The organism is Pseudoxanthomonas sp. CCNWLW251 (assembly GCF_037402255.1).
Lineage (GTDB): Bacteria > Pseudomonadota > Gammaproteobacteria > Xanthomonadales > Xanthomonadaceae > Pseudoxanthomonas_A.
Genome location: NZ_JBBEGA010000003.1, coordinates 1 through 17,426 on the forward strand (window position 1 = coordinate 1; position 17,426 = coordinate 17,426).

Consider the following 17,426-nt stretch of genomic DNA (forward strand, 5'->3'; position numbering starts at 1 on the left):
CAGTGGCACGCGCTGGCCGAGTATCGCTGGCTGGACGTCGACAACGGCGGCACGAAACAGGGCTTCCTGGTGGGCGTCGACCGCGACCTCAACAAGAATTTCCGCGTCGGTGTGGGCTACAACTTCACCGACTTCAGCGACGACCTGACCGATTTCGATTACGACCACAAGGGTTGGTTCCTCAACCTGGCAGGCAGGTACTGATGTGGCGAATGGCGCTTCATGGAGCAAACTTACCAGGCCCGATCCAACGACCATTTCCACGACGACGGCGTTGCCTCAGAAGTAGCGGGAGTGGCTTCTCATGGAAAAACAGACAATCTGAACATGTACTCATGATGCCTATTAAGATCTCGAAGGTTCTACTAATCGCCTTGGCGTTATTCTCGTTTCGCGCTTATGCGGACACGTACACGGTGACCACGCTGGGCGATTCGGTGGGTCTATGCACAGGCGCCAGTCCAAGCTTCAGTTGCACCACCCTGCGCGCGGCCATTGACGAGGCCAATGCCACCATGGCGGTGGATGACACCATCGTGTTCAGCGTGTCTGGAACCATCACGCTTTCTTCGACGCTTCCCATAGTCACCGACACCGTGATCATCAACGGAGCCAATGCCGTCAGTGTCGCGGGCGGCGCATTCGAATCCCTGATTTTTGAGGGCCAGGAAGCCGACGACAGCCAGCTTCTGAACCTGGGATTTACCGGGACCGTCAATCCAGCCACTACGATGCGCGTCAACGGCGCATCGAACATGCTGATTCAAGGGAACACGTTCACGATGGGCGTGACGACGGGCAGTGCCATCCTGGTGAGCGATAGCGACAACGTCACCACGAACGACAATCAAGTGACCGGCGGCGTCTACAGCATCAATTACTACAACACCGATGGCTCGCCTTACCTGGGGAATCCGGCTTACAACGGCACCATCACCAACAACACGGTCACGGGCGGATCTTCCGGCATCGCACTTTTCACGGCTGACAACATATTGGTTGACGGCAACACCATCACCAACAGCACGGGCATCGGCATCCGGTTGGGTATGCAGTTCGACGGTCCCTACGGAGCCAGCAACAACATCATCACCAACAACACGGTGACCGGTGGGAGCAACTCGGGCGTATCCGTCACCGGTTACGGCGGCGGGGGACAGATAGGCGTGTTCAACAACAATCTTATCCAGGGAAACACGATCACCAACAACTCCGGGGCCGGGGTACGGCTTCCCAGCACAAACCTGATTCAGACCAACGGCAACGTCATCACCGGAAATATCATCACAGGCAATCAGGGTGACGGCGTAAACATTACCGGCATAAATGCTGCCGACAACATCGTGTACGCCAACACCAATATCTCCGGAAACCTTGGACTGGGTATCGACCTGGCCACAAATGGCGTGACCCCGAACGATCCGGGCGATGCCGACACCGGCCCCAACGGCGTGCAGAACTTCCCGGTGGTCACCAGCACTGCGGGCAACACCGTCAAGTTCGTCCTCGACACGACGGCAAACCCCAACGGGTACCGAATCGACTTCCACAACAACCCGGGCGGTGTGGACCCGACCGGCTACGGCGAGGGCCAGGTCTGGCTGGGCTCGTGCGTCGTAGCCAGTCCCAGCGCCACCCTGCCAAGCAGCTGCAACGTTGCGGGCATGGACGCGTCCACCCTGCGCATGACCGCGACCCGCTGCCTCACCGCAACCTGCGATGCGGGCGCGACCTCCGAGTTCAGCGGCCCGTCCACCACCAATCTGTCCCTCACCAAGACCGACGGGCAGACCACGTACACCACCGGGCAGGCCCTGGTCTATACGCTCGTGGTGACCAACAACGGCACTGCCTCGGTCAGCGATGCGGTCTTCACCGACCCGGCGGTGGCCGGTCTGTCGGTGACCGACGTAACCTGTGGCAGCGCTACCCTCAGCTCGGAATGCCCGGCGGCCGCCAATACCACCGTGGCCCTGATGCAGGGCGCGGGCCTCGTGGTGCCGTTATTGACCCCGGGCGGCAGCGTCACCTTCACGTTGACCGCCACTGCCACGGCCACCAGCGGCAGCCTGACCAATACGGCCAGCATTGCCGTGCCGACAGGCGTGTCCGAGTCGGCACCGGCCGACAACACGGCCACTGACACTGATGTGCAGAGCGGCAGCATTGTCATCATCAAGGATGCATTGCCCAACGATGCGCAGGACTTTGTCTTCACCACCACGGGCACCGGCCTGAGCGACTTCAGTTTGGACGATGATGCCGACGCGACGTTGCCGAACATACACACGTTCACCGACCTGGCCACGGGCAGTTACACCGTGACCGAGACGACCGTAGCCGGCTGGACCCTGACCAACCTGGTCTGCGTCGACCCGGACAGCGGCAGCACGGTGAACGTGGGCACTGGCGCAGCCACGCTCGACCTGGACGCGGGCGAGACTATTACGTGCACCTATACCAACAGCAAGCAGGCTACCGTGCGTCTGCAGAAGTCGCTGCCTGGCGGTCGCTTCAATGCCGCGGACCAGTTCACCTTGAGCATTGTCGGCCCCGGTGCCCCCGCGTCCGTCACCACCAGTGGCAGCGGCAGTACGGCGACAGGAATGGTGACGGTGGGTGAGGCGACCCTCGGCGGGACCTACACCCTGTCGGAAGTGGTGGCAGCCGGCGCGGAGCTGACGAATTACGTCACCACGTACAGCTGTGTCAATGCCGCGCCGGGCGGCCAGACGCCCAGCGGCAGCGGGACCGGCTTCAGCGTGACACCGGCGGCCGGCGATGACCTGACCTGCGAATTCGTCAATACGCGGATGTCGAAGGCCAACCTGTCGATCACCAAGACCAACACGGTGTCCTCGGGCCCGAGCGATCTGGCCGACGACACGGTGACCAGCGGGACCACGACGAGCTATACGGTGGTGGTGAGCAACGCCGGTCCGGATGCGGCCGATGGCGCTCTGGTGCGGGACACGACCACCGGGCTGACCTGTACGGCGGTGAGCTGCGGCGGCACGACGGGCGGCGCTGTGTGCCCGTCTGTGCTGGATGTGGACACCTTGCAGAACACCGGCGTGGCCATTCCCACGTTCCCTGCCAACAGCAACGTCACCTTCACTGTCACCTGCAGCGTGCCGTAGGCGCGCTGCGATGATGCATTGAACGATGAGGGTGCTGCTCGTCGCCAACGTGCGATGTTATGAACCCAGCCCTCGTTGGCACTTGCTTGCTCGCATAGCCGGAAATATGAAAAGAGCGACGGCCATAACAGAGCCAGGTGACGTGGAGCGAGGCCGGATGCCCTGAAGCGATGTGAGGCGGGATATGGACGACATGGCGATGCGTGCACGCGTGGCGCGTCAGCGGGTAGCCATGCCGCAAAGCCAACTGGCGGACCGGATCGAGGTGACACGCAGCGTCGTTGCGAACTGGGAAATCAGCATGCGCAAAAAAACCGAATACCATCAATCTGATTTCAATCGTGATCGAAACGGGTGTTTCGTTTGAGCGGATAGCTGCTGGTCATGGAAACATCTTCTGCTTGATTGAAGGCGTGAAAGTTCATTGATCGCAAGCATTGGACGGGACGCCAGAAAAATTCCACTGTCACCGCGATGACGGTGACTTGCGAACGTAGCCGATCTGCGCTGGAAAACACGTATCTTCATCAGCCATCGCACTTGGTCGCGGCTGCGACGCCTGCCGGATTCGCGAAGGCCCCACATGATCTTGCGATAGTTGGGAGACTGTCTTCGCCTCCACACATCGGTGTGGTGCGCGACGGATCTTCCAAGGTGACGCGTCGCTCGGCCACTCGCTGAGCCGAAAAATCTCCGTCACACCCCCCTTGTCCGTGATGAATCATCGCTCTTGGCGATCAACGAAAGGCGGAGACGCCGCATGGATGTTATCGGCCTCGTATTCCTAGCCCTTGATTCGTCTTCATCGGCTTCTGCTTGCACCGAAGCCCATAGCCGTTCCATGAACCATTCATCCATGCCGGTCGCGAGTGGAGGTAGGGAGGTAGGGGTGGGTTTGCGTTGAATCCGTAAGAGAAGTTGGCGGAGCTAGCGGAAAAATGGACATGGCAGCGCGTGTACGCGTGGCGCGTCAGCGTGCGGGGATGACACAAAGCCAGTTGGCGGACCGGGTCGGTGTGACGCGCGGTGCGGTTGCTAACTGGGAGGTCAGTGAGCGTCCCAAACCCAACGTAAGCAACTTGATTGAGGTTGCGAACACAACAGACGTCTCGATCGAATGGCTGGCAACCGGTCGCGGTGACATCGTGCTTCCTGAGTGAGCAGGCGGGTCGATTCGGAGGCATGGTGACTCTCAATTACAAGACGCGCTCACGGGAAGCGTGGGGGCGGGCCGAGCCGCCCCGTGCGCGAGCATCGGAATACGAGACTGGGCGGCGATCCGTTGGGCGGCTAGACAGCGTTCTAGCCTTGCTTCGGGCAGGGGAGATCAAGTGAATATGCGCGCCGCCCTGTTTGGGCTCGTGTTTCCGTGTCTGGTAGAGTCCAGCTGTCCTTCGCTGCCCCAGAACGCAGGGTGCTTGCAGGAGCCGGCTGACCACAGCTGGCTGGAAAGCGCTGGGAGCGTGCAAGATGCTCCTGTGATCCCAAGAAGCAGCGCCACTTTTGGTTAAGACAGTAGGCTTTGAGCGATGGAGATGCGTTCCCGGCGTGATGCGGTATGCCATGAAACCCGGGACCCGACACGCTCTGATCCGCAGTCTCATCGAGAACGCGCCGACGAACTGGACAGCCAGCGCGAAGGGTTCTTCCGTCTGGACATGCTCACTCCTGCGCTGATCGATGTCTTCCTTTCAGCATCAGCGGGCTGATCGATGTAAAAAGACGCGACCGGATTACCCAAGTGGGATCGGCTGATGTCGTCCAGCGACAAATGCTCGAAGGTAGTAGGAGTCAGATGGAGCTAGCTGATACTTCGAGAGGGAGTCGCCGCGCGTCCGATGTCCACCATGGGCGGAAGCAGACCTAGGCGGAGTAGGGGATCAGGGCTCTTTCTCGAGGTTACATGCCTTAAGCGCGGAACCTTCCCCGTTCGTTCGGAACCTGTCGTGTGTCGGGCTCAGTCGATAGGTTTTGTTGACCCAGATCAAAACCGACGATTCCAGGAGAGGCATTCTTTCGGGGCGGCCAGAGATGGGGCCGCCACTCTGAAGGAGACTCGACATGGCTCTGCCTGCCCGCTGGAACCCGTTCCGCCCGAACAATGTGCGCAACCTGGGGTCGCGCGGTCCATTGGCACGCCAGCACGAGAATACGCTCGATCTCTTACGGTGCGCGGCATGCGGTCAAGCTCCCTGTGATGAGCTTGGAGCCACGCAGCTTCCATGCCAGCCACCAACGGAGCAGCCGTGCCCACCACGCCCAGTTCGGTTTTACATAATAGGCATTGACTGGAAAACACCAGGTGTTTCAGAGGGCGAAGCGCTTACAGCGTAAGCGTTTCCGGGTACTGCGCTCGAAAAACCGATTGCGCATAACAACATCGCAGCCGTGGTGGCCAATCGCTTCGCGAGGGCTGCCCATACCTTCCCGGCTTTACCTTCCCCCCGCACGGCCTTGACTGCGACTAGCCACTCGGCGGCGTCGTCTCCTGCCATTTCTGCGAGCGCCACAATCAGCTCCTCGTCGGGGTAGGCGTCGCCTGCTCGCCACTGACTCACGACCTGCCTAGAACGCCCCAAGGCTATGCCTAGGGCGTTGTCTGAGGTGATGCCGCGGCGTGCGCGGGCTTTGTCCATCAATGCTGCCACTACGGCCATGTCCGATATCCTCTTGACATCTGTCTGATAATCACTTTACATGCGCCGTGTCCGACGTTCATCGGACATAGGTTCGGCCCCCCGGACCACCCGGCCCCCCGCGCCGTAGCGGGGGTGTCCGGGCTCTACGGCGCTACGGCAGGGGATAACGCATGGTCACTTTCTTCATCGGTGCCGCGATAGCGTTCGTTGCTGTCGGCGTCGGCACTGCGCACCTGGTCATTCTTCAATGGCGCGCGCGGTCGGACTCTAACTGGCTCCGCTTCGTCGAGCACTACGCCGATGCCATTCGGCTCCGCGACGAAGCCCGTAGGGCAGGGGATCGCGCATGAGTCGCCCTCGCTTCTTTCGTCGCCGCATTGGCGAACAACACTTCGCGATAGCGTTCTGGCTAGCGTTCGTGACGTTCATGGTCGGCGGCGCGTTGTTGCTGCTCGTCTTTGTTGCGGCTCAGATGTACAGCAGCATCGATTGCGAATGGCGACCCCAATCAGCGCGCTGCACGCTGCTCGATGAGCGGGGAGGGTGGTAGCCATGCAAAGCACGCCCTGTCATGAGTGCGGTACTCCCTGTCCTCGCTACTCCAGCACCTTCTACCGCTGCCGCCAATGCGGTTATGAGTCCATCTCTGGCGCTGAGGTCTACGACCGTGGTGAGCGTTCCTACGTCGCTGCCTGTGTTTCTGATGGGGCTGCTGTTGAGGTCCGCAGCGGCGAGCGAAGCGAGGCGCAAGGTCCGAAACAGCTGGGCTTGTCTCTTTTCTCAACAAGTCAGAAGTGATGGAAATCACTTCCGGTCAGATGGCTCAGAAGCGGCTTCATCAGCTCGTCAAGGGCGTGTCTGCTGCTGCCAAAGCAATCGATGACAAGTTTCGTGATGTCTACGGTGAGCCGCTTTTTGAGAAAACAAAGCGCGTTGGTCAAAGGCCTCGTTATCACCGCGCAAGTCCGTATCGCGTCGCCATGATCACGCTTACGTACCGTCAGGACGGGATGTGGGCTGCTGATCAGCTTCCCACGCTGCTTGATCACTACCGGAAGTGGTTTAAGCGTAACGCGAAGCACTGCGCGATTCCCGAGTGCCACTACGTTTGGGTGATGGAGATGACAGCCATTGGTCGGCCGCATTACCACATCGTCATGTGGATGCCTAAGGGCATAAAACCGCCTATGCCCGATAAGCAAGGTTGGTGGCCCCATGGGAGTACGCAAGCGATCTTTGCGCACTCACCTGTTGGCTATCTCGCGAAGTACGCAAGTAAGCAGGAGAGCAAATCAGGTCGTCACATGCCCAAAGGTGCGCGTCTCTGGGGATACGGTGGTTTGAAGATGGTCGAGCGTGGTCCCGTCGCGTATGCGCTCGCGCCTCGGTGGGTTAAGAAGTTCGCGCATCACGACTCGCACCCGGTCAAGCGAGTTTATGAGCGTACCGAACGCGTTCTCCGTCGCGTCATTGGTGTCTGGGAAGACTGGCAAGAAAAGGTCATCCGCAAGAGTGGTTGGTTTCTCACGCGTGGGGAGTCGCGTGGTTACTGGTTGTTCTCCCCATACGAGTTCGAAGGCTTCACCGGCAGTGGTGTTTTGCTGCGGTCGAGTGGGGTAGTCGAAGTCCTCACGCCTGAAGGCGATTCCTTTTTCAATCACGTAGGAGTTTGATCATGTCTCAGATCGTTATCGAAATTTTCGACATTGCCATTTCCACGAAGACTGGTAAATCAAAGGCCACCGGTCAGCCCTACACGCTGCATCAGCAAGAGGGCTATATCCACAACGGTCACCGGTTCCCCGAGCGCTTCGTGCTGACGCCGCCCATGGTCGATGACAAGCCGGTTGCCTATCCCGTGGGCAAATACGTGATTTGCCCTTCTTCTTTCAAGGTGAGTGAGTACGGCGAACTCGAGCTCGGTCGTTATGAGTTCAAGTTGTTGCGGCTTGAAGAAAAGCTTGCTGCCAAGGCCGCTTAACCATGGCCGATTTCTGCGCCCCTGAGGTTTCACAAGTCGCGTTTCTGCTCGGGTTCGCGGCTGGCGTAGTGATCTGCGGCCTTCTCGTTTTCGCTGCCGCCCGAGCCGGCAAGCCAAGGTGATGTATGTCCAAGGTGCTTACCTGTATCGACTACGACTCAACGACTCAGACATGCCTAGCGGAGCAGTGGGTCGATCAGGCGAGCATCGTGGACTACTTCCCGACCGTTTTGGAGGCTAACGCGGTCGGTGGTGTGTTCCTTTCAAGCCTCTTTCTCATCGCTTTCGTTGCGAAGGCGTTCAACCCAAAGGAGTAGCAGCAATGCGCAAGAACCTGTTCCAGAGTGTCAAGACCCGTGCCGTCGCCGTTGGCACCCTGCTGATGGTGTCCGCCGGTACGGCGCTGGCTGGTGGCGGTGGTGGCGTCGATACCAGTTCCATCACCGCCGAGATGGTCGCCTACGGTGCCGCCGTGGTCGTTCTCGCCATCGCATTCGCCACGGTGCTGTGGACGAAGCGTGGTGCCAACCTGCTGCGGCCGTAACGGTCCAGCCAGTGCCAGGGCAGGGGAGGGCAACCTCCCCTGATTCTTATGTTTGAACAGTGCTATGGACTGATCATGCTTATCTGGTGGATGTGTGCCGGTGTGATCGTGTCGCGGAGTTGGGATTGATGACCACGCCACGCTTTGTCGCCGTGACGTTCAGTGGCGTCTTTGTACGTCGCCTTTCCGTTCTGATCGGTGTCGCGTTACTGGCGTTGCTAGGTGTAAATGACGCTTACGCTGTCGTGTGTGGTATGCCCACCATGCCGGAGCGTGCTGTTAGTGCTGGGTCATCCACCGTGTACGCTACACGACCCTCTGCGTTCGCTTCCTGTGATGCTGCTGTCGGCGAGCAAGTTGTCAACACTTCAGCCGGCAACGTTATTTCTAATATTCTTCGGTGTGAGCGCAACGGCACTCTCGATAATCATCGTTGGGTGCTTCAAGGTACAGGCCAGCGTTTTAACAGTTCCACTTGCGTTAAAGAGGTATACGCCGACACCTCTACTCGTACCGGTAGTACTGGTTGGATGTGGGCTAGCGAATGCCCTGTTGGTCAGGTCTTCAATGCCTACGCTAATCAATGTCAGTCTCCGTGTACCGGCCGTCCTTCCACTATTCAATCTTTCCTTCCTCTGAGTGGTTCAAAGCAGTGTTACAACGGTTGCGTTGTCTCCTATCTGCAGAATGGTGACGACGAAACGTCAACCCGAAGTTATAGCGGTGAAATGTGTGGGAATGATCAGTTCAAGGAAGAGTGTGGTGCTGGCTTTTTTTGGAACGGTCGTATGGGCGTGTGTCAGCCCGTAGAGCCCGATTGCCCTGCCGGACAGATTCGTGAGGGGTCGCAGTGCAAGCCCGAGAATTCGTGCCCTGAAGGCATGGTTAGCGTTCAGGGAAGTACGCCCGGCGCGATTCAACAGGGCGCGCTCTATTGCAAGCCGGAGGTAAGCGAGTGTCCGCCAGGTAACGTAAGGGCGCCTTCTGGGCAATGTTTACCCGGTGAGGGTCAATGTGCAGCCGGTGAGGCTCGTCGCCCTAATGGGACGTGTGGCCGTGACGCCAACAACGATGGCGTTGCCGATGACGACGATGAAGATCCTGAGAATGATTCCGACAAGGAACAGGCGTTTGGTGGTGACACCTGTGCCGCACCGCCCAGCTGCAATGGCCCTGCCATAGGGTGCATGCAAATAAAGATTCAGTGGCGTATCGATTGCAACACGCGTCGTAATGTCAACATTAGTGGCGGTAGCTGCAATGCAGTGCCGCTCTGCACTGGGGAATCCTGTAACGCTATGGAGTATTCCCAGCTTATGCAGGAGTGGGAGTCAAAGTGCGCGCTGAAAAAGATCGCTGAGCAGGATGGTACCGGTGAAAGCGAGCTGGACGACTACATGTCAGATCGTGATGCAGCGAACAAGGCTCAGGCTGATGCCATTGCTGCCGGTGGTGATGGTCATGAAGGTGTTTCCGAATCCAGCATCTTCGGTACGTTCGACAACAGCAGCTTCAATCCCAACATGTTCGGCGGTGGCTCTCCCGGCATGTGTAGCTTCTCCACGTCGTTAGAGCTCATGGGTAACGCTATCGAACTTCCTGCCGGCTGGTGGAATCTCGCCGCCGCTATTGGGTGGTTGGTGGTCGCTGCTGCCTACGTCCACATTGCTGTGAGGCTCGCTTCCTAATGCCCGCTCCCGTCGTCGCTGTGTTGGGGTCTGTATTCGCCGCGCTTGGTCCGTGGATCATGCGTTTTTTTGCCGCCAAGGCTGTGCTTATGGTTGCGGGTTTTTTGGGGCGCGTGGGACTCGTCCTCGCTACTAACGAAGTCATTGTTCAACCGCTCATAGATCACGCCATCCAGATGTGGAACGGTATACCCGGTGCTTGGCAGTGCTGGTTGGCGTTGTTCGGTGTCACTAAGGCTGCTGGTATTTACGTCAGTGGTCTTTCGCTTATCGCAGCGAAAAAGATCTTCCTCGCCAAGTCGGAGTAGTCATGTCTTTTGTTGGCGATACCGCGTCAATCACGCTTATTACCGCGCCACCGGGTAGCGGCAAGACCCTCCGCGCTGTGTGGTATATCCGCCAAGCGATAGCTGCCGGTGAGTTGGTGTTCGTGTGCAACATCAACGGGATAAATGTTCCCGGTGTACAGCCGTTTGACGATCCTTGGAAGTGGCAAGAGCTTCCTCCGGGGTCAGTGCTTGTTGTCGATGAGGCTCAGAAGTTCTGGCGTGCTGGTGTCACTGAGGTTGTCCAGGACGCGACTACCGGCAAGCCGTCAAAGGGCGTACCGCTTTGCATTCAAGCAATGGAAACCCTACGTCATCAGGGTGTGCGTCTCGTTCTGCTTACACAGCATCCCGTGCTGCTGCATCTCAACATTCGTCAGCTTGTTGGTTTGCATGAACACCTTGTTCGCGAAAACGGGCGGCAGGAAGCGACGATCTATCGCCGCAGTTCTTGCATTGACAACGTCCGCAGTGAGAAGGCGCTTAAGGCAGAGGATAACGAGCGTTGGGCGTTTCCTAAGGACTGCTACGATCTTTACAAGTCCGCTGAAATCCATACCGTCAAGCGCACGATTTCGGCCAAGTACATGCGGACTCTCACTACGGCGGTGATTGCTGGCGTCCTGTTTGTAGGCACGATTATTTTCCTTGCCGTCAAGATCATGGGCGGTGGTGATTCATCAGCGGAACAGCCTCGGAAAAGTGTCGCGCTAGGTTCCGATATTCCTCCGCCCAATGAGCGTAAGTCCGGTCAGCCTAAGTGGCATACGCAGCAGGAGTACGACCTCGCGCATCAGCCGCGTCGTGGTCAGGCTCCATGGTCTGCTCCGGTGTTCGATGATCGATCCGTTACTGCCGACCCCCAGCTTTATTGCATGTCGTCAGGGCAGGGCTCTGACAACAACGGTGATTGGCAGGACTACACCTGTACCTGTCTGACAGAGCAGGGCACGGCGTATGAGATGGAGCCCGCTGCCTGTAGGACCGTTGCAAGGCGAGGGCAGGATTACAACCCCTATCGCCAGATGCCTTCCTCTTCCGCCCAGGTCGATGCGTACGCGCATCAGGAGCCCACCCGTGAATCATCCGCTGTTAGCGTCGCCACCGGCCGCAACCTCTCCAAGACGTTCCCCGAGTCCCCCGGTTACACCTGCGACACCTGCCAATGAGTTCGCTAGTGGCGGTCGTGAGATAGCCAAGTGGTTGGCGTTGGTCCTGATGACGCTGGATCATGCGAACAAAGTGCTGTGGGGTGGGGTGTTCGAGTGGATGGCTGACGCGTCTCGTATCGTCTTTCCGATCTTCGCATTCGTGCTGGCCTACAACCTGTTCGCACGGTATAGCGCTGACAAGTTCAATCGGTCTTTTCGCACGATGTTGATTGCCGGCTTTGTTGCTCAGCCGTTTCATGCTGCTGCCTTCGGCTATTGGATACCGGGCAACATCATGTTCACGCTGGCCGCTGGCGTCCTCGTCGCTGAGGCGTGCCTTAAAGGCGGCTATTTTTGGGCTGCCGTGCTGTTCGTCATTGCCGGCGCTGTTGTCGACTACCTGTGGTTCGGTGTCGCCGTCGTGGCATCCGCCTGCTGGTTTGTTTATCGGCCTAGCATGGTGTCGATGGTGGTTGGCGTCATTGCCGTCAATACGCTTACGCTCGTCAACGGAAGCTTATGGGCGCTGTTGGCGCTGCCGGTTCTCTGGCTCGTGTCCAAGCTGCATGTGCATGTGCCCAGGCATCGCTGGCTCTTCGTCGGCTACTATGTTGCTCACCTGGTCATCCTTGCGGCCGTTGCCCATGGATAAGTTCGGTGATCTCTCTAAGGCACAGCGTCAGTTGCTTGACCGGCTCTACACGGCTGTTCCGCCTGCAGGGGAAAGGGCCGTCACGATCGACACGGCTCTTTCGGTCGCCGGCAAGGCCATCCAGACCGTTCGCAACCTGCACGCTCGCGACCTGGTCGAGTTCGAAATCATGCATTTCGGGTTGTCGTGCAAAGTCTGGCTCTCCCTCAACGGCATCGACATGATGCGAGATGTCAGTCAGGTGCGTTCCTCCGGCCGCTATCTGTGCCGTCACCATGGTCTGGGTGTAGGGGCAGCGCCCCTACGGTGACGCTTCATCCCGCACGGGTTCCCACGTTCCGGGCGTGCCAGTCAGCCAGGTCAACGATGACCACTTTGACCGGTCCTCGCCGAACCGGCTTTTCGGCTTCCCGGCGTGATCGCAGGCCGGCGCGTCGTAGCTCCATGGAGTCCCGCCAGAGAAGCCCGGCGAGGCGCTCAGGCGTGATCCTGTCGCGTTCCGGGCTTATCAGGTGGCGTCCGCTGGCTGAGAAGTGCCAGCCGCTCCAAGGCTCGGGTACGTCTGTGGTGATGGCCACGATGCGGGGTGCGGAGGTGTTCACGGTGCGCGGCATGCGGTCAAGCTCCCTGTGATGAGCTTGGAGCCACGCAGCTTCCATGCCAGCCACCAGCGTAGGAGCCGTGCCCACCATGCCCAGTCCCCCGGAATCCTATTTGACATAATAGGCATTATGCGAAATTAAATATCCGCCGAAGGAATCACTTTGTCGGTGTTCCTAATTGCTGTCCTTTTCGCCTAATTCGCGCTTGTCGTTGATTTTCCTAACCTTTGCTTTCCGCGAACTTTTCCTAATTCGTGTCTTTTGCCCTAATGACGGTCTCCCACGGCCCGGTGTACTAGCCCCGGCCGCCTTGGCCTTCGGTGGCAGTAGAGCTGTTCGCACGGCTGTAGATAGATCCTTGAGGCTGCTCAGTTGTGTCTCTAACGCGTCTGCGCGGGCCCTCTGGGCGGCGGCGTCCTGAATCAGGCGGCTGAGCTCGCGGGCAGCGCGCTGTGCGTTCGTCGCGGCATCCTTTTCGTGCCGAGCACGCTCCTTGTTGGCCGCACTCAGTTGGGTTTTTAACTCTTTGACCTCTTGCCGGCTTCGGTCTACCTCTTGATAAGCCCGATCTTCGATTGCCCGAGCATGTTCGCCTAGACGCGCGCGCTCGGCCTGAAAAGTCACCAATTGTTGGTCCAGCTGCCGCTGGAGCTGACTTACTACTTCTCGCGCATGGTCGGACTGCGCTAAAGCCGCATCTCGCTGCTTGCTCGTTTCGGCGAGTTGTCCCTGTAGTTGGCTAATCAAACGCTGCAGTTCTGCCGTCTGGGTTAGGGCGAGTTGTTCGGCATGGCGCGCGGCCGCGAGCTGCCCCTCGATGCCGCGGCTATGGCTCTCCAGGGCGGCTGAAGCCTGCTGGAGATCTGCCCGTTCGGCCTCCAGCTGCGCTCGATCATCCGCCAAGGCCTGATCAGCAATGCTACGGGCGCTGGCCAGTGCAAGGGACCACCATTGCCCTGCTAGATCAAGCAATGCTTCAGGGGCATCCGGAATCGCCACGCGCACCCCATGGCTATGCAACCGCGGCCCCAAGTCCTGCCACCATGTTTCCAACCAGCGGGTCACCGTATTGGGAGAGCCCGTGCCCAGGTGTGCCCGGATGCGCTCGACCGTGGGGCGTTCGCCTTTGGTAACCAGCTCGTCGGCGGCAGTATGAACATCGATTTCGGTGATACCACGTGCCATGGCAATGCCTCCTCTGTCGCCGCCCTGCCCCGTTGAATACGTACTCACGATAAGTGATGATTATCGTTACTAAACACTCTATTTCATAGCGTACCTTACATAGTATGAAACGAAATAGCACATTGCCGGGCGTGACAGCGACGACCACCCAGCTGGTGCTGCCAGAACAGCTAGCCAAGCAGGCCGCCGACGCGGTGCGTGAGCTGCTCGCCGAAGCCGCGGCCGCAAACACCACCCGCAGCTACGCGACCGCCCTGCGTTACTGGGCCGGCTGGCACCAAGCACGTTACGGCGTCGAACTGGCCCTGCCGGCGAGCGAAGCCGTTGTGATCCAGTTCCTCGTCGACCACATCCAGCGCAAGAGCAAGACCGGCCTGGTCAGCGAGCTGCCGCCGGCAATCGACCAAGCGTTGGTGGCGGCCGGACTCAAGGCCAAGGTCGGGCCGCTGAAGCTGTCGACGGTGGTCCAGCGCGTCGCGGTGCTGTCCACGGCGCACAAGCTCAAGCGCCTGGCCAACCCGTGCGAGCTGCCCAGTGTCCGTACGCTCCTAAGTCGGGCCCGGCGCGCTGCGGTCAAACGCGGCGAGCGCCCAGCCAAGAAGAGCGCCATCACCCGCGCCGAACTGGAGGCCATGCTGGCGACCTGCGATGACAGCTTGGAAGGTCTGCGCGATCGTGCCCTGCTCTGCTTCGGTTTCGCCAGTGGCGGGCGTCGGCGCAGCGAGATCGCCGCAGCGGACATGCGCGACCTACGCAAGGTCGGCGAGGATGGCTACATCTATCGACTGGAGTACTCGAAGACGCAGCAGGCGGGGGTGAAGACGGATTCGACGCCGGACAAGCCGATCCTGGGGCGCAGTGCGGAGGCACTCTCCGATTGGCTCGAGGCGGCAGGAATCCAGGAAGGAGCGCTCTTCCGGCGTATCTGGAAGGGGCGCGTCGGCCCTGCCCTGCTCCCGGGCTCGGTAGCTGCGATCGTGAAGCGTCGTGCCCGTTTGGCCGAGTTGGATGGGGACTTTGGGGCGCACAGCCTGCGATCCGGGTTTGTCACCGAGGCTGGGAAGCAAGGGGTGCCGCTGCCGGCAGTGATGGCCATGACGGAGCATCGTTCCGTGGCGAGCGTTATTGGGTACTTTCAGGCGGGCGCTGCAGAGGACAATCCAGCAGCACGCCTGCTGAAGTGACCTCCGCTCCGGCCACTACGACCCGAAGCAGCCCCATACAGCCATAGTCGGTGCAGGATCTAGCTGGCGGCCTTCAGCAAGTCCGCCATCCTGAACCTCTTGAAAACGTGCGCCGTGGCCCATATGTGGTGGTCAAAGAGCCAGCGTGGGTGCATATATGGGGATTGCCGAGCCATTTCGAGTCCTGTGCCTAGACGGCGGCGGGATGCGCGGCGTTTACCAGGCGACGTATCTCGACACATTCGCGCAGCAGCTCCGCGTCTCAGGCACTGGAGAGATCGATCCGGGCCGGGCATTTGACTTGCTGGTGGGCACCAGTACCGGCGGGATTGTCGCCTGCGCCCTGGCAGCGGGCATCCCGCTCGGCAAGGTGCTGGCGCTGTACCAGGTTCATGGCAGGGAGATTTTCCCGCGGCAGCGGCTGCGGGCAGTGCCGAAGCTGGGCAAATACGTCCGAGGCCTGTTCTCCGGCCTTGCCGCCGGCGACCGGGCCTTGCATGCCGTGCTTACCGATGCCTTCGGCACCGAGACCATGGGGCAGGTCTACGCGCGCCGCGGCATCGGCTTGGCCATCACCACGGTGGATTTGAACCGCCATGCCTCTGTGGTTTTCAAGACCCCGCACATGGACCGTCTCAACGGGCGCGACAACGAGCGGCTATTGGTGGACGCCTGCATGGCGACCAGCGCTGCCCCCATCTTGCGATCGATCGCACGCCTGACCGAACCCGGTGGCGGCGAGGCCACCGTCGACTACGTGGACGGTGGCTTGTGGGCGAACAACCCGGGGGCGGTGGGCATGATCGAAGCGCACGAGATCCTTCAGCGGCGCGGCGAGGCCGATCGCCCGATCCACCTGTACATGCTCGGCACGCTTCCCGTACAGGGCGGCGAAGAACTCAAGAGCGCCAAGAAACTGCACCGCGGGGCGCTGGGTTGGGACAGCGGCCTCAAGGCCATCGCCGCGAGCATAAACGCACAGGCGGTCGCATACGGCTACCTCGCGCAGAAGATCGCGGAGTTGCGGGGGCACGGCAGCTTCGCCTACCGGCTGCCGGCGCAATGCCCGTCCGGCGAGCTCCACAGGTATCTGGAAAACATGGACGACGCGCGTCCCAAGGTACTCAACGCGCTCGCCCGGCAAGCCATCTCCGACGTCGATTTCGCCTGGGCGACGACTGAATCAGACGATCGGATGAGCGCGTTCCGCAATGCACTGGCGGGCGCGTCCGATCCCAGTCGCCAGCAGCCCGAGGCACAAGCCCATGACCACCATTGACTGCAACAAAGAGATGAAGGGGTATCACGCGGACGAGGTGAACCTCTCGAACGACGACCAGACGGAGATGCGCAACCGCCGCGACAGCGGCCGCACGCGCCTCAAGAACGGGTTGGCCAAGGCCGGCCATCCCTTGCCCAAGGAGTTCAGCTCGCAGGGCTCCTATGCGATGCGCACCATGGTCCAGGATGATGCCTGCGACTACGACATCGACGATGGCGTGTATTTCGACAAGGAAGACCTGAAGGACGCCAATGGCAACTACCTCGGCGCACGCGAGGCCCGCACCCGGGCCCGCAACGCGCTGAAGGACGACCGGTTGGCCTACGACGCGATGGTCAAGACCAATTGCGTGCGCCAGCAGTATCCGTACGGCTACCACATCGACATCCCCGTCTACCGCACGATCCGCACAAAGGATTTCTGGGGCAACGAGGTCGTCGAGTACGAACTGGCCAGCGGCGATGACTGGGTCAAGTCGGATGCCCGCAAGGTGACGCGCTGGTACAACGATGCGGTCGGCTCGGAACTGAAGGCGGGACAGTCCGATACCAGCCAACTGCGGCGGATCACCAAGCTGACCAAGAAGATGGCCCGCAGCCGCGTTGCCTGGAAGAAAAAGATCACCAGCGGCATCTGCATCTCGAAACTGGTCGTAGACCACTTCGTGGCGCGTCTCGGCCGGGACGATGACGCCCTGCGCGACACTTGGAAGGCGATCAAGGCGCAACTGGTTTTCAGTCAGCGCATCGGCCATCCAGTGTATGCGGACAAGAATCTCGCGGAGGAAGGCGACGAGGGCGTGATCTTCTTCCGCAATTGCCTGGGCGAGGCACTGGAGACACTAAAAGTTCTCGACGAATACGACTGCACGCGCAAGAAGGCGGGCGACGCCTGGGACAAAGTGTTCAACACGGACTATTTCAGCGCCCAGATCGCCAAGGACGCCGCTGCGGCCAAGTCCCTGCTCCAGCCTGCCGCCGCCGCTGCCGCTGGCCTCACTTTCCCCAGCCGCCCGGTGGTGCCGAACAAGTCCTCGGGCTTCGCCTGATGAA

General features: G+C 60.0%; 19 protein-coding genes. 18 read left to right on the plus strand and 1 reads right to left on the minus strand.

What is annotated here, in order from left to right; all coding sequences use genetic code 11:
• From WBN46_RS13035 to WBN46_RS13105, 15 genes are all read left to right on the plus strand, one after another.
• On the plus strand, positions 1 to 204 hold a 204-nt coding region (locus WBN46_RS13035), incomplete at its 5' end, for a hypothetical protein (RefSeq protein ID WP_337731937.1).
• A gap of 131 nt (positions 205 to 335) precedes the next feature.
• A complete protein-coding gene (locus tag WBN46_RS13040; RefSeq protein ID WP_337731938.1) occupies positions 336 to 3,140 on the plus strand; it encodes a right-handed parallel beta-helix repeat-containing protein in 2,805 nt (934 codons plus the stop codon).
• A gap of 193 nt (positions 3,141 to 3,333) precedes the next feature.
• On the plus strand, positions 3,334 to 3,507 hold the full coding sequence (locus tag WBN46_RS13045) for a hypothetical protein (RefSeq protein ID WP_337731939.1): 174 nt from the start codon (positions 3,334 to 3,336) through the stop codon (positions 3,505 to 3,507).
• A 577-nt stretch (positions 3,508 to 4,084) separates the two neighbouring features.
• Entirely contained in the window at positions 4,085 to 4,300 is a 216-nt protein-coding gene (locus WBN46_RS13050) for a helix-turn-helix transcriptional regulator (RefSeq protein WP_337731940.1), read from the plus strand.
• A gap of 369 nt (positions 4,301 to 4,669) precedes the next feature.
• Complete coding sequence (locus WBN46_RS13055; protein ID WP_337731941.1) at positions 4,670 to 4,849, plus strand: hypothetical protein; 180 nt, start codon at positions 4,670 to 4,672, stop codon at positions 4,847 to 4,849.
• A 1,100-nt stretch (positions 4,850 to 5,949) separates the two neighbouring features.
• Positions 5,950 to 6,129 (plus strand): hypothetical protein, encoded by a 180-nt coding sequence (locus WBN46_RS13060; RefSeq protein ID WP_337731942.1) that lies wholly within the window; start codon positions 5,950 to 5,952, stop codon positions 6,127 to 6,129.
• Entirely contained in the window at positions 6,126 to 6,329 is a 204-nt protein-coding gene (locus tag WBN46_RS13065) for a hypothetical protein (protein ID WP_337731943.1), read from the plus strand. Before WBN46_RS13060 ends, WBN46_RS13065 begins: the two co-directional genes overlap by 4 nt.
• 247 nt (positions 6,330 to 6,576) lie before the next feature.
• On the plus strand, positions 6,577 to 7,452 hold the full coding sequence (locus WBN46_RS13070; protein WP_337731944.1) for an adhesin: 876 nt from the start codon (positions 6,577 to 6,579) through the stop codon (positions 7,450 to 7,452).
• A 2-nt stretch (positions 7,453 to 7,454) separates the two neighbouring features.
• Positions 7,455 to 7,760 carry a single-stranded DNA-binding protein gene (locus tag WBN46_RS13075; protein WP_337731945.1) on the plus strand — a complete coding sequence of 102 codons (306 nt, stop codon included), beginning with the start codon at positions 7,455 to 7,457 and terminating at the stop codon, positions 7,758 to 7,760.
• A 322-nt stretch (positions 7,761 to 8,082) separates the two neighbouring features.
• Positions 8,083 to 8,304: a hypothetical protein gene (locus WBN46_RS13080; RefSeq protein WP_337731946.1), complete on the plus strand. Its 222-nt coding sequence runs from the start codon at positions 8,083 to 8,085 to the stop codon at positions 8,302 to 8,304.
• Between the two features lie 128 nt (positions 8,305 to 8,432).
• Positions 8,433 to 9,992: a hypothetical protein gene (locus WBN46_RS13085; protein ID WP_337731947.1), complete on the plus strand. Its 1,560-nt coding sequence runs from the start codon at positions 8,433 to 8,435 to the stop codon at positions 9,990 to 9,992.
• Positions 9,992 to 10,300, plus strand: coding sequence for a hypothetical protein (locus WBN46_RS13090; RefSeq protein ID WP_337731948.1), 309 nt, complete (start codon positions 9,992 to 9,994; stop codon positions 10,298 to 10,300). The genes WBN46_RS13085 and WBN46_RS13090 overlap by 1 nt, the downstream gene beginning before the upstream one ends.
• A gap of 2 nt (positions 10,301 to 10,302) precedes the next feature.
• Positions 10,303 to 11,487: a zonular occludens toxin domain-containing protein gene (locus WBN46_RS13095; RefSeq protein WP_337731949.1), complete on the plus strand. Its 1,185-nt coding sequence runs from the start codon at positions 10,303 to 10,305 to the stop codon at positions 11,485 to 11,487.
• Positions 11,369 to 12,121 carry a TraX family protein gene (locus tag WBN46_RS13100; RefSeq protein ID WP_337731950.1) on the plus strand — a complete coding sequence of 251 codons (753 nt, stop codon included), beginning with the start codon at positions 11,369 to 11,371 and terminating at the stop codon, positions 12,119 to 12,121. The genes WBN46_RS13095 and WBN46_RS13100 overlap by 119 nt, the downstream gene beginning before the upstream one ends.
• Positions 12,114 to 12,431, plus strand: coding sequence for a hypothetical protein (locus WBN46_RS13105; RefSeq protein WP_337731951.1), 318 nt, complete (start codon positions 12,114 to 12,116; stop codon positions 12,429 to 12,431). Before WBN46_RS13100 ends, WBN46_RS13105 begins: the two co-directional genes overlap by 8 nt.
• 466 nt (positions 12,432 to 12,897) lie before the next feature.
• Here the strand turns inward: WBN46_RS13105 and WBN46_RS13110 are convergent, their stop codons facing one another.
• On the minus strand, positions 12,898 to 13,908 hold the full coding sequence (locus WBN46_RS13110) for a DNA-binding protein (RefSeq protein WP_337731952.1): 1,011 nt from the start codon (positions 13,906 to 13,908) through the stop codon (positions 12,898 to 12,900).
• A 104-nt stretch (positions 13,909 to 14,012) separates the two neighbouring features.
• On the opposite strand from WBN46_RS13110, the gene WBN46_RS13115 reads away from it, so the two are divergent.
• From WBN46_RS13115 to WBN46_RS13125, 3 genes are all read left to right on the plus strand, one after another.
• Positions 14,013 to 15,092, plus strand: a complete 1,080-nt coding sequence (locus WBN46_RS13115) for a site-specific integrase (RefSeq protein WP_337731953.1) — start codon at positions 14,013 to 14,015, stop codon at positions 15,090 to 15,092.
• A gap of 157 nt (positions 15,093 to 15,249) precedes the next feature.
• The gene (locus tag WBN46_RS13120) at positions 15,250 to 16,371 is read left to right on the plus strand and encodes a patatin-like phospholipase family protein (RefSeq protein WP_337731954.1); all 1,122 of its coding nucleotides are present in this window, start codon (positions 15,250 to 15,252) and stop codon (positions 16,369 to 16,371) included.
• The gene (locus WBN46_RS13125) at positions 16,358 to 17,422 is read left to right on the plus strand and encodes a cyclic GMP-AMP synthase DncV-like nucleotidyltransferase (RefSeq protein ID WP_337731955.1); all 1,065 of its coding nucleotides are present in this window, start codon (positions 16,358 to 16,360) and stop codon (positions 17,420 to 17,422) included. The genes WBN46_RS13120 and WBN46_RS13125 overlap by 14 nt, the downstream gene beginning before the upstream one ends.
• Positions 17,423 to 17,426: the final 4 nt, after the last annotated feature.